Raw genomic sequence first — 11,987 nt, forward strand, 5'->3', positions numbered from 1 at the left:
GTCGCGCAGGACCTGCACGAGCATCCCGCAGATCGCGACGATCTTCGCCTTGGTCTCGACCGAGTTGGCCAGCGAGTCCAGCTCGCTGCCGAGCTGCTCCATGTTCTTCTGGAAGCTCTCGGCGGACTGGCCGCTCCAGCCGTCGACGTTGGTCAGGCCCTTGCGGTGGTCCTCCGCCAGGACCCGCATCTCGGCCGCCTGCGCCTTGTGCGCCTCGACGTTCGCGTTGATGTCGTCGGGGTCGCCCATGAGCATGTCCAGGGGCTCGCGCAGGAACACCAGGTGCTCGATGAGCCAGCCGATGCCCGCGCCCAGGATCGTGCCGAACGGGTCGACGGCCAGCATCGCCAGCGACGACGCCGCGCCGATGGCGGCGAAGGTGATGTCGAGGACGTGCTCGGTCTCGGTCTCGGCCTCCTTGCCCACCGAGTCGATCAGCTCGTCGAACGCCGAGATGAAGAGGGAGCCCTTGAGCTCGTTCTCCTCGGTGATGTTCATGACTTCCACGGCTCAGGCCCTCCTGCTCACCACGGCTGTTGCGGTCACTACGGTCGCTGCGCTGCTCACCACGGCTGGTTCTCGTCGTCGTCCTCGGCGGGCCGCCGCGCCGCCGGTCGCGCCGCGGGAGCGGGGCGCTGCTGCGCGTACGGGGGGACCGGCGGCTGCTGGGGGGCCTGGGGCCGCTGGGGCTCGGGCTCCGGCTCCGCGTAGTCGTCCCGCTCGTCCTCGTCCGCGCCGGGGCCGTCGTCGGGGATGGAGTCCCTGACGAACTGCATCGCCTCGGTGCCCTCGCCGAGCGGCGCGAAGGCCTCCATGACCTTCGTGGCCGCCTGCTTCTGCGCGGTCCGCGCGGTCTCCATGATCAGCGCGGTGAGCCGGGCGGCGCCCAGCTCGGTCGCGCGGTGGCCGAGCTCCAGGTTCTGCAGGCCCCCGTTCGGGCCCACGGTCACCTTCACCGCGCCGTCGCGGCTGGTCACGGTCGCGCTCGCCGCCGCGTAGTTCTCCTGGAGGTCAGCCGACTTCTGCTGCAGATCGGCCAGCTTGGCCTCGAAGTTGCCAAGCCACTGCTGGGGGTCCAACGCCAACCTCCTGGGGGGATACCGGTGCAGACTGGACTGAACCCCAGCCCGCCAACGCGGATCCAACGTGCCACCAACGGGCTAACCACCGCCACCCAGGGGTCGGCTCACCCGGACGGACCAGCGGATGCGGGCGGTGATGGCCCACCCGGCGCAACTCGCCCGGACGGGGGTTCCGGTGGCGGGCGCCGGGGCCGCCGCGACCGGTTCTCGAGACCCCGTCGGGACGCCCGGAGCAGGGTGTTCTGTCAACCGTTGACCGAAGGAAGGCTGGGACCCCGCCGTTGGCCCCAGCCTTCCCGAGTGTTTTACGGGTGTTCGTCCACCGTGGTTCAAAGCTCACCCTGCGTAGTTGTTGATCACCGAACGGGGCGAGATTGTTACGTCGAGTGGCGGTAGTGGGTCGAGGCACCAACGATTAGGTCACGGCGGGCCTGCGCGTGCGCGATCGTCATTACCACGGGGTACGGTCCACCACTCGGAGCCCGACCGCTGCGAGTCGGGAGTTGTCTGCTCGACAGAGCAGGGAGGGAGACGAGCAGTGCGTCGTCAACTGCGCGGCTTTGCGGTCACCGCTGTCGCGTTGACCAGCGTCCTGTCCATGGCGGCGTGCGCCAAGGACACCGGTTCCACGGGTGGCGGGTCCACCAGCGCGGCCGGTGAGGGCTGCAAGTTCGCCGAGAAGCCCCCGGCCGCCGCCGCCACGTCTTCCACGAGCGCCTCCACCACCGAGAAGGTGGACGGCAGCGCGCTCAAGGTCGGCCTCGCGTACGACATCGGCGGGCGCGGTGACGCGTCGTTCAACGACGCCGCCGCCGCGGGCCTGGACAAGGCGAAGGCCGACCTCGGCCTGAAGGACGTCAAGGAGCTGACCGCGGCCCCGAACGAGGCCGAGGACGCGAAGGTCACCCGCCTGCGCCAGATGGCCAGCGAGGGCTTCAACGTCATCGTCACGGTCGGCTTCGCCTACGCGGAGTCGCTCAAGACGGTCGCGCCGGAGTTCCCGAACGTCAAGTTCTCGATCGTCGACGGCAGCGTCGAGGGCGCGTCCAACGTGACCCCGCTGGTGTTCGCCGAGGAGCAGGGCTCGTTCCTGGCGGGCGTCATCGCCGCCTACCAGAGCGCCAAGTGCCACGTCGGCTTCGTCGGCGGCGTCGAGACCCCGCTGATCGGCAAGTTCGAGGCCGGTTACCTTCAGGGCGCCAAGGCCGCCGCGCCGGACGTCAAGATCGAGAAGAAGTACCTGACCCCGGCGGGCGACTTCACCGGCTTCCAGGACCCGGCCAAGGGCCAGGTCGCGGCGCAGGGCCAGATCGACGCGGGCGCGGACGTGCTCTACCACGCCGCGGGCGCCTCGGGCAAGGGCGTCTTCTCCGCCGCCAAGGCCGCGAACGTCAAGGCCATCGGCGTCGACTCCGACCAGTACAACCAGACCACCGTCGCGGAGAGCAAGGACGTCATCGTCTCCTCGATGATCAAGCGCGTCGACGTGGCGGTGTACGACTTCATCAAGGCGTCGGCCAAGAACGACCTGGCCTCCCTGCCGAAGGTCTTCGACCTCAAGTCGGACGGCGTCGGCTACTCCACCTCGGGCGGCAAGATCGACGCCGACCTCCAGGCGGTCCTCGAGGGCTACAAGGCCCAGATCATCGAGGGCAAGATCACCGTCTCGGACCAGCCCACCAGCTGATCCGAACCGACCGCGCCGGGCCCCGCGAATCGATCTTCGCGGGGCCTGGCGCGTGGTTGAGGGAGCCTCCATGAGCAAACCGACCCCTGCTGTCGTCCTGTCGGGGATCACCAAGCGCTTCCCCGGCGTCGTGGCGAACAGCGACGTCCACCTGAGCGTCGCCCAGGGCGAGGTGCACGCGCTGTGCGGTGAGAACGGCGCGGGCAAGTCCACCCTGATGAAGATCCTGTACGGGATGCAGCAGCCCGACGAGGGCACCATCGAGGTCAACGGCGAGCAGGTGCGGTTCCGCAGCCCCGCCGAGGCCATCAAGGTCGGCATCGGCATGGTGCACCAGCACTTCATGCTCGCCGACAACCTGACCGTGCAGGAGAACGTGGTCCTCGGCGCGGAAGCGCTGCACGGCATCGGCGCCAGGGCGCGCAAGCGCATCCTCGAACTGGCGGGCCAGACCGGCCTGTCCGTCGACCCCGGCGTCCTCGTGGAGCGGCTGGGCGTCGCGGACCGGCAGCGGGTCGAGATCCTCAAGGTCCTCTACCGGGGCGCCAAGGTCATCATCCTCGACGAGCCGACCGCCGTCCTCGTGCCGCAGGAGGTGAACGAGCTGTTCGACACCCTCCGGGGGATGCGCGAGCAGGGCTACACCTTCCTGTTCATCTCGCACAAGCTGGACGAGGTCCGCTCGATCGCCGACTCGGTCACCGTCATCCGGCGCGGCACCACCGTCGGCACCGCCGACCCGAGGACCACCAGCTCCCGGCAGCTCGCCGAGATGATGGTCGGCTCCGAGCTGCCCAGCCCGGAGACCCGCGAGTCCACCGTGACCGACCGCGCCGTGCTGGTCGTGGACGACCTCGGCCTGGTCGCGGAGGAGGGCGCCCGACCGGTGCTCGACCACATCGACCTCACCGTGCACGCGGGCGAGATCGTCGGCATCGCGGGCGTCGAGGGCAACGGTCAGACCGAGCTGGTCGAGACCATCATGGGGATGCGCAAGGCCCACCACGGCTCCGTCCGGCTGGGCGAGCGCGACATCACCAAGCTCGGCACGCTCGCCCGCCGCGAGGCGGGCATCGGCTACGTGCCCGAGGACCGGCACCGGCAGGGCCTGCTCCTGGAGGAGCCCCTCTGGGCCAACCGCATCCTCGGCCACCAGACCCGCAAGCCCGCCGCGCGCGGGCCGTGGCTGGACATCGCGGGCGCGAAGAAGGACACCCAGCGCATCGTCGACGAGTTCGACGTGCGCACCCCCGGCATCGAGGTGGCGGCCGTCGCGCTGTCCGGCGGCAACCAGCAGAAGCTGGTCGTCGGCCGCGAGCTGTCCGGTGACCCCGTGCTGCTGATCGCCTCGCACCCCACGCGCGGCGTCGACGTCGGCGCGCAGGCCCTGATCTGGGACCAGATCAAGCAGGCCCGCGCCAACGGCCTGGCCGTGCTGCTCATCTCCGCGGACCTGGACGAGCTGATCGGCCTCTCGGACACGATCAAGGTCATGCTGCGCGGCAGGCTCGTCGCCGACGCCGACCCGAGCGCCGTCACCCCTGAGGACCTCGGAAGCGCCATGACCGGCGCGGGCGCGACCAGCTCGGCGGTCGCGGAAGTGGAAGGCGAGTAATGGGAATCTTGCGCGGCAAGCTGCTGCCGCCCGCACTGGCGATCCTGTTCTCCGCCCTGCTGTGCGGGATCGCGCTGCTCATCTCGGGCGCCAACCCGCTGCGGGCGTTCGGGGCCATGGTCCTGCAGGTCGGCGAGGGCACCACCGCCGTCGACATCGTCAACAGCACCAGCACGTACTACATCGCGGCGCTGGCCGTGGCGGTCGGGTTCCAGATGAACCTGTTCAACATCGGCGTCGAGGGCCAGTACCGGGTCGCGGCGGTCGTCGCCGCGGTCGTCGGCGGATCCATCGCGCTGCCGACCGGCGTGCACACCCTGGTGATCATCCTGACCGCCGCCGTCGCGGGCGCCGCCTGGGCCGCCATCCCGGCGGTCCTGAAGGTGACGCGGGGCGTCAACGAGGTCATCTCCACGATCATGATGAACGGGCTCGCCATGGGCGTGTCCGCGTACCTGATCAGCCGCGACATGTTCGGCGAGCTGCGTGGCAACAACATCCGCACCCCGGAGATCCCGGAGACCGGCTGGGTCCCCGGCATCGACCTCGGCGGCGCGGGCACGGTGTACGGCCTGGTCGTGCTGGCGATCGCGCTCGGCGTCGGCTACTGGGTGATGATGAACCGCACCCGGTTCGGCTTCGAGCTGCGCGCCTCCGGCCAGTCGGCGACCGCCGCCGCGGCGGGCGGCGTGAACGCCAAGCGCATGGTGCTGATCGCCATGCTCATGTCCGGCGCGATCGCGGGCCTGGTCTCCATGCCGGAGATCCTGGGCCGCAACCACACCTTCGACCTGAACTTCCCGGCGGGCATCGGCTTCACCGGCATCGCCATCGCGCTGCTCGGCCGCAACCACCCCGGCGGCATCGCGCTCGGCGCGCTGCTGTGGGCGTTCCTGGACAAGGCCGGCCTCGCGCTGGACAACCAGGGCGTGCCGAGGGAGATCGTGACGATCATGCAGGGCTCGATCGTGCTGTCGGTCGTCGTGGCCTACGAGGTGGTCCGCCGGTTCGAGGTGGCGGCCCAGCAGCGTCGGGTCGGGCAGCAGCTGGGAACCGTGGAGGCGTCGTCGTGAGCACTTCGTTGATGAACCCCTCCGAGGCCCCCAGCACCGTCCCGCCGCCCCGCAAGGCGCGCAAGCTCCCCGGTTGGGCGGTCGGCCTGCTGGCCGTGGTCGGCGCGATCGCGCTGCTCGCCACGACCTCGTACCTGACCGGCGTCGCCCAGCTCACCTCGGCGGGCACCATCCAGACCGCCGTCGGCCTGGCGCTGCCGATCCTGCTCGCGGGCCTCGGCGGCCTGTGGGCCGAGCGCGCGGGCGTGGTCAACATCGGCCTTGAGGGCATGATGATCCTGGGCACCTGGGGCGCGGCGTGGGCGGGCTACCAGTGGGGCCCGTGGCCCGCGCTGATCGCCGCGATCGTGTTCGGCGCCCTCGGCGGCCTGCTGCACGCGATCGCCACGGTCACCTTCGGCGTGAACCACATCGTGTCCGGCGTGGCGATCAACCTGCTCGGCGCGGGCGTCACCAAGTACCTGTCGACGCTGCTGTTCGAGCCGGTGTCCAACAACCCGCGCGAGTCCCCGGCGGTGCCGAAGTTCGACACCTACTCTGCGGCGGGCCTGACCGACTGGCTGGCCGAGCTGGAGCAGCAGCAGCGGGTGGGCGTCTCGGACGTCGCGGGCATCCTGCGCGGCCTGCTCACCGGCGTCTCCCCGCTGGTGATGATCGCCGCCGCGCTCGTGGTGGCCAGCTACCTGATCCTGTGGAAGACCCGCTTCGGCCTGCGGCTGCGGTCGGTCGGCGAGAACCCGGTGGCCTCCGAGTCGCTCGGCGTCAACGTGTACCTGTACAAGTACGCGGCCGTGCTGATCTCCGGCGCGCTGGCGGGCATCGCGGGCGCGACCCTGGTGCTCAACCCCGGCCAGCCCGGCTACCTGGAGGGCCAGACCAACGGGCGCGGCTACATCGGCCTCGCCGCGATGATCTTCGGCAACTGGCGGCCCGGCGGCCTGCTCGGCGGCGCGGCCCTGTTCGGCTACGCCGACGGCCTCCAGCTGCGCAGCGGCGGCGCCACGTTCATGTCGCTGATCTACGGCTCGGTGCTGCTGGTCGGCGCGGTCGTGATCTGGCAGCTGTGGAAGCGGCGGTGGATCGCGGCGCTCGGCGGCGCGGTCGCGGCCGTGGCGCTGTACGCGATCTACTTCAGCGTGGAGGAGGTGCCCAGCCAGCTCACCACGTACGCGCCGCACCTGGTGACCCTCGTGGTGCTGGCCGTGGCGTCCCAGCGGTTGCGGATGCCCGCGGCCGATGGTGAGGTCTACCGCCGTGGGTGATTCCTCCGGCACAAGCAGCCAAGAGGGCACGAGCGCGGGCGGGGACGCGGTCCAGGTCGACTGGACCGCGCTCCGCGCCGCCGCCCTCCAGGCCGCCCAGCTGGCCTACTGCCCGTACTCCGGGCTCAAGGTCGGCTCGGCGGCCCTGTGCGACGACGGCCGCGTGGTCGTCGGCTGCAACGTCGAGAACGCCTCCTACGGGCTCGGCCTGTGCGCCGAGTGCGCGATGGCCGGGCAGCTGCGGCTGACCGGCGGTGGCCGCTTCGTCGCGGTGACCTGCAGCGACGGCGACGGCCAGCTGCTGATGCCCTGCGGTCGCTGCCGCCAGGTGCTGTACGAGCTGGGCGGTGCGGACTGCCTGGTGGACACCCCGTCCGGCGTGCTGCCGATGAGCGCCGTGCTGCCGGACGCCTTCGGACCGGAGGACCTGCCGTGAGCCACACCGCTGTCGACGTCATCAGGGCGAAGCGCGACGGGCTCAGGCTCACCGACGGCCAGGTCGACTGGGTCGTCGACGCCTACACCAGGGGCGAGGTCGCCGACGAGCAGATGTCCGCGCTCGCCATGGCGATCTTCCTCAACGGCATGGACGCCGCCGAGACGGCCCGCTGGACCAGGGCCATGATCGCGTCCGGCGACGTGCTGGACCTGCGGGTCGACCGCCCCACGGTGGACAAGCACTCCACCGGCGGCGTCGGCGACAAGATCACCCTCCCGCTGGCCCCGCTGGTCGCCGCGTGCGGCGCGGCGGTGCCCCAGCTGTCCGGCAGGGGCCTCGGGCACACCGGCGGCACCCTGGACAAGCTGGAGTCCATCCCCGGCTGGCGGGCGCAGCTGTCCCTGGACGAGATCACCGCCCAGCTGGGCTCGGTCGGCGCCGTGGTCTGCGCGGCCACCACCGGCCTGGCCCCGGCGGACCGCAAGCTGTACGCGCTCAGGGACGTCACCGGCACGGTCGAGGCGATCCCGCTGATCGCCAGCTCGATCATGTCGAAGAAGATCGCCGAGGGCGCGGACGCGCTGGTGCTGGACGTGAAGGTCGGCTCCGGGGCGTTCATGAAGACCGAGGAGCGGGCGCGGGCCCTCGCGCGGGCGCTGGTGGACATCGGCGTGGACCACGGCCGCAAGGTCACCGCGCTGCTCACCGACATGTCGGTGCCGCTGGGCGCGGCGGTCGGCAACGCGATCGAGGTCGCCGAGTCGGTGGACGTGCTGCGCGGCGGCGGCCCCGAGGACGTGGTGGAGCTGACCGTGGCCCTGGCCCGCGAGATGCTGGCGCTGGCGGGGATCGACGTGGACCCGGCGCGCGTGCTGGCGTCCGGCGAGGCGTACGAGACGTGGGCCCGGATGATCAGGGCCCAGGGCGGCGATCCGGAGGCGGAGCTGCCGGTCGCGAAGCACACGCGGGTGCTGGAGGCCGCCGAGGACGGCGTGCTGACCGGGCTGGACGCGTACGCGGTCGGCGTCGCGGCCTGGCGGCTCGGCGCGGGCCGGGCCCGCAAGGAGGACCCGGTGCAGGCCGGGGCCGGGGTGCGGTGCCTGGTGAAGCCGGGTGCGAGCGTGACCGCCGGGCAGCCGATCGCGGAGCTGCACACGGACACGCCGGAGGCGTTCGACGCGGCGTTCGAGACGCTGCGCGCGGGCGTGGAGCTGAACGGGGAGGTCACCGAGCGCTCGGCGCTGGTGATCGACACCATTCGCGGCTGAGAGCGGGACGCGCGGAAGGGGCGCGGCCGGGTGGCCGCGCCCCTTCGGCGTTCCGGGATCAGCAGTTGTCGATGTACAGCACCGGGCTCCAGCCGACGCCGCTCGCCTGCTGCGAGTCCGCCGGGGGCATGTGCCAGGGGCCCTCGCCGGTCGTGAAGTAGAGCCAGGGCCTGGTGCCGGTGGTCTGGTTGTTGTGCCAGGACCCCGTCGTGTACCACGGGATGTAGTAGTCACCGCAGGCGTACATCCCGATGTTGTCGCCGCTGAACCACTGGTCCCGGTACGCGCAGAACCAGCCGTACCGCGCCCAGTTCCCGCTGCACTGGGCCGCGTTGTTGACGTTCGCGGTGACCTCGCCGAGGACCCTCGGCTGGTCCTCGCCGGGCACCGTCACGTTCAGCACCGCGCCCCCGAGCTCGATCTGGTTGGGCGCGACCTGCTTGCCCCGGTCACCCAGCTCCCGCAGGTAGCCGTCGACCTTGTCCTGCAACCCCTCGACCTGCGCCGCCGTCAACCCGGCCGCGCGGGCCTGCGCGGTGAACGAGCGCTCCCCGGACGCGCTCGCCGTGCCGCCCAGCAGCAGCGACACCACAGCCGCCGCCACCGCTCCCAGTGCGATGAGTCTGCCGCTCCTCCGAACCACGGTTCCCCCTGGTGGATCGCGCGGGGCGGTCGTGGAACCGGACGCCCCGCGATCGGCGCCCGCCGGACTCCCCGGTCCAGCGGGCACCCCCGACGCTAGCCGCGCCCCGGCCGCCCGCCCCCGCCTTTCGACGGTGCTCGAAGCACTGCGGGAACGCGCACCCCTGCGCCGCGTTCCCGCCCCGCGCCCCGGTCGCTCCGGGCACGCGAAAGGGCCCGACCCCCGTGGGGGCCGGGCCCTTCGAGCACTCGCGCCGCGCTGGAGTCTCCCCGACCAGCGGGCGCCCGCGGTCAGGCGCTCAAGTCCACCTGTCCGGCTCGCCGCCGTCCGTCCAGCCGCCCCTCAGGCGCCCTGGGCGTCCAGGTCGTCGTCGTCCCGCAGCTCGCCGTTCTTCGGCCCGTTCTTCCGCACCCGCCGCTGCGGCCGGGGAAGGGCGGTGGGGGGCGGGGGAGCGGAGGACGGGCCGCCGCCGAGGATCAGCTCCGCGAAGGTCGCCATCGCCTCGTCCAGCTGGCCGCCGATGCGCAGCTCGGACTCCTTGTTGCTGCGGTTGACCATCGAGGTGAGCGAGTCCGCGTCGGGGCGCTCGGAGATCTTGCCCTCGACCTTCGCCATGCTCGACTCGACCACGCCCGACAGCTCGCTGAGCCGCGTCGCGAAGTCGTCCTCCACCGCGTCGAGCCTGGTGGTCATGGTGTCCAGGCGCGAGGTGACCTGCTCCAGGCGCTGCGCCAGCGCCTCCAGGCGGTCGGTCGCGTCGACCTGGTCCCTGGTCTCGTCCAGCGCGGCGTGCAGCGCCTCGCGGGCCTCGTCCAGCTTGCCGTGCACGGTGCTGCGGGTGTCCGCGAGCGCCGAGTGCAGGCTGTCGTTGGTCGACGTGAGCGCGGCGTGGAACCCGTCCCTGGTCGAGTTGATGTTGTCGCGCGTCTCGTCCAACCGCCCGTGCAGCGCGCCCGACGTGTCGGACACGGTCCGCTGCAGCGCCTCGCGGGTGCCGTCGAGGTGCTCGTGCACGCCCTCGTCCACCTCGTCGATGCGCGACCGCAGCGCCGCCTCCCGCGACTCGATGCGCTCGCGCAGCGGCGTGGTCACCGCGCCGGGCAGCTGCTCGACCTTGCCGTCCTGCTTGTCCAGGTGGCCGTCGAGGTCGTCCAGCCGCTTGTGGATGTGCGACAGCTTGTCCTCCAGGCCGTCCATCCGGCCCGCGACGCCCTCGAAGCGCCCGGCGACGCCGTCGAGCCTGCCGTCGAGCTGGGCGAACGGCTTGGCGAGCTTGTCGACCAGGCCCTCCACCGCGCGGTTGATGCCCTGCACGGCGGTGTCCTGCGCCTCCAGGCGGGACAGCGCCTCGTCCAGCCGCTCGGCCAGCACGCTGACCTCGGTCCGGTCGGGCAGCTCCGACAGCCGCTTGCGAACGGAACCCAGCGTCTCGAGCGGGGACATCCGCGCGTGGATCTCGTCCAGCGCGTCGAAGATCTGCTGCTGTTCGCTCTCACGGATCTCCGCGGCGCGCGTGAGCATGTTGCGCATCCGATCGAAGGACATCGTGGAGTTGCTGTTCTCGTTCACGGCTGGGTGCCTTCGTCCAGGGGAGGGGAGACGTCCGGGAGCCTAACCGCGTCCACGGGGTGACAGGTACTACCCCCTAGGCGGGATCGCCCATCTTGATCTAGCTTGTAGTCCATCAGTGTGAACTAATCCTGCTGTACCGGCAGGTAACAGCGCTGGCCAAGTCCCTCTGCCGAGGAATCCTGACCCTTGCGGGTGATGTGTCGTCACACCCGCGTAGCGCAAAGTTCTGCATCACGACTGAACAACGCGCCACCGGGCCCGGAGGATACGGTGTCGACCATGAATCCCCTCTCGCCGGAAGCGCTCCTGGCCGCCCCCAAGGTCCTGCTGCACGACCACCTCGACGGTGGTCTCCGCCCGCAGACCGTGATCGAGCTGGCCGACGCCTGCGGCCACGAGGGCCTGCCGACCGCCGACCCGGCCGAGCTGGGCGCCTGGTTCCGGGACAACGCCGACTCCGGCTCGCTGGTGCGCTACCTGGAGGGCTTCGCGCACACCTGCGGCGTCATGCAGGACGAGGCCGCCCTGGTCAGGGTCGCCGCCGAGGCCGCGCAGGACCTGGCCGACGACGGCGTCGCCTACGCCGAGGTCCGCTACGCCCCCGAGCTGTTCACCGACCGCGGCCTGCGCCTCGAGCAGGTCGTGGAGGCGGTGAACGAGGGCTTCCGCCAGGGCGAGGCCGCCTCCGGCAACCGGATCAGGGTCAACGCCCTGCTGTGCGCCATGCGCCAGAACGACGGCTGGCAGCGCATCGCCGACCTGGTCGTCCGCTACCGCGACGCGGGCGTCGTCGGCTTCGACATCGCGGGCCCCGAGGCCGGGTTCCCGGCGACCAGGGAGCTGTCCGCGTTCGAGTACCTGCGCGAGCAGAACGCCCACTTCACCGTCCACGCGGGCGAGGCCGACGGCCCGGAGTCCATCCACCGGGCCGTGCAGCGCTGCGGCGCCGAGCGGCTGGGCCACGGCGTCCGGATCATCGAGGACGTCAAGGGCGACGAGGTCGGCCGCCTGGCCGCGTACGTGCGCGACCGCCGCATCGCCCTGGAGATGTGCCCGACCTCGAACGTGCACACCGGCGCGTTCGCCTCCATCGCCGAGCACCCGGTCAAGCGGTTGGCCGACCTCGGCTTCCGCGTCACGCTCAACACCGACAACCGGCTGATGAGCGACTGCTCCCTGACCGGCGAGTTCGCCGCCGTCGTGCGCGAGTTCGACTTCGGCTGGGACGACCTGCGGACCTTCACCACCAACGCCGCCAAGGCCGCCTTCCTGCCCCTCGACGAGCGCCGGGCGCTGATCCGGGACGTCGTCGAGCCCGGCTACGCCGCCCTCAAGGGCTGACCCGG

Annotated in this window: 11 protein-coding genes; 7 read left to right on the forward strand and 4 right to left on the reverse strand. The window is 71.5% G+C overall.

Features of this window, described 5'->3' with window-relative positions:
* Window positions 1-498 (reverse strand): WXG100 family type VII secretion target (locus ACTUAL_RS21680; protein WP_440901536.1); only part of this gene is annotated, 498 nt, incomplete at its 3' end.
* A 65-nt stretch (window positions 499-563) separates the two neighbouring features.
* Entirely contained in the window at window positions 564-1,079 is a 516-nt protein-coding gene (locus ACTUAL_RS21685) for a YbaB/EbfC family nucleoid-associated protein (RefSeq protein WP_096497013.1), read from the reverse strand.
* Between the two features lie 553 nt (window positions 1,080-1,632).
* On the opposite strand from ACTUAL_RS21685, the gene ACTUAL_RS21690 reads away from it, so the two are divergent.
* The 6 genes from ACTUAL_RS21690 (at window position 1,633) to ACTUAL_RS21715 (ending at window position 8,426) form a co-directional block, all read left to right on the forward strand.
* On the forward strand, window positions 1,633-2,769 hold the full coding sequence (locus ACTUAL_RS21690; RefSeq protein WP_177154680.1) for a BMP family lipoprotein: 1,137 nt from the start codon (window positions 1,633-1,635) through the stop codon (window positions 2,767-2,769).
* A 70-nt stretch (window positions 2,770-2,839) separates the two neighbouring features.
* The gene (locus ACTUAL_RS21695; RefSeq protein ID WP_096497011.1) at window positions 2,840-4,384 is read left to right on the forward strand and encodes an ABC transporter ATP-binding protein; all 1,545 of its coding nucleotides are present in this window, start codon (window positions 2,840-2,842) and stop codon (window positions 4,382-4,384) included.
* A complete protein-coding gene (locus tag ACTUAL_RS21700) occupies window positions 4,384-5,457 on the forward strand; it encodes an ABC transporter permease (RefSeq protein ID WP_015805136.1) in 1,074 nt (357 codons plus the stop codon). The genes ACTUAL_RS21695 and ACTUAL_RS21700 overlap by 1 nt, the downstream gene beginning before the upstream one ends.
* Window positions 5,454-6,719, forward strand: coding sequence for an ABC transporter permease (locus ACTUAL_RS21705; protein WP_373565549.1), 1,266 nt, complete (start codon window positions 5,454-5,456; stop codon window positions 6,717-6,719). Before ACTUAL_RS21700 ends, ACTUAL_RS21705 begins: the two co-directional genes overlap by 4 nt.
* Entirely contained in the window at window positions 6,712-7,155 is a 444-nt protein-coding gene (locus ACTUAL_RS21710; RefSeq protein WP_096497009.1) for a cytidine deaminase, read from the forward strand. The genes ACTUAL_RS21705 and ACTUAL_RS21710 overlap by 8 nt, the downstream gene beginning before the upstream one ends.
* Window positions 7,152-8,426: a thymidine phosphorylase gene (locus tag ACTUAL_RS21715; RefSeq protein WP_440901535.1), complete on the forward strand. Its 1,275-nt coding sequence runs from the start codon at window positions 7,152-7,154 to the stop codon at window positions 8,424-8,426. The genes ACTUAL_RS21710 and ACTUAL_RS21715 overlap by 4 nt, the downstream gene beginning before the upstream one ends.
* A 58-nt stretch (window positions 8,427-8,484) precedes the next feature.
* Here the strand turns inward: ACTUAL_RS21715 and ACTUAL_RS21720 are convergent, their stop codons facing one another.
* Both ACTUAL_RS21720 and ACTUAL_RS21725 read right to left on the reverse strand, forming a co-directional pair.
* Window positions 8,485-9,030, reverse strand: a complete 546-nt coding sequence (locus ACTUAL_RS21720; RefSeq protein WP_096497007.1) for a hypothetical protein — start codon at window positions 9,028-9,030, stop codon at window positions 8,485-8,487.
* A gap of 381 nt (window positions 9,031-9,411) precedes the next feature.
* Window positions 9,412-10,599 (reverse strand): hypothetical protein, encoded by a 1,188-nt coding sequence (locus ACTUAL_RS21725; RefSeq protein ID WP_440901537.1) that lies wholly within the window; start codon window positions 10,597-10,599, stop codon window positions 9,412-9,414.
* Between the two features lie 321 nt (window positions 10,600-10,920).
* Here ACTUAL_RS21725 and ACTUAL_RS21730 point away from each other — a divergent pair, with 321 nt between their 5' ends.
* Complete coding sequence (locus ACTUAL_RS21730; RefSeq protein WP_177154676.1) at window positions 10,921-11,982, forward strand: adenosine deaminase; 1,062 nt, start codon at window positions 10,921-10,923, stop codon at window positions 11,980-11,982.
* Window positions 11,983-11,987 lie beyond the last annotated feature (5 nt).

This window comes from Actinosynnema sp., from assembly GCF_052038725.1.

What these genes read in the sequence shown, in the direction of transcription:
- ACTUAL_RS21700 (WP_015805136.1), top strand. Translation starts at nt 4,384, where the DNA reads ATGGGAATCTTGCGCGGCAAGCTGCTGCCGCCCGCACTGGCGATCCTG.
- ACTUAL_RS21730 (WP_177154676.1), top strand. Translation starts at nt 10,921, where the DNA reads ATGAATCCCCTCTCGCCGGAAGCGCTCCTGGCCGCCCCCAAGGTCCTG.
- ACTUAL_RS21695 (WP_096497011.1), top strand. Translation starts at nt 2,840, where the DNA reads ATGAGCAAACCGACCCCTGCTGTCGTCCTGTCGGGGATCACCAAGCGC.
- ACTUAL_RS21725 (WP_440901537.1), bottom strand. Translation starts at nt 10,599, where the DNA reads ATGCGCAACATGCTCACGCGCGCCGCGGAGATCCGTGAGAGCGAACAG.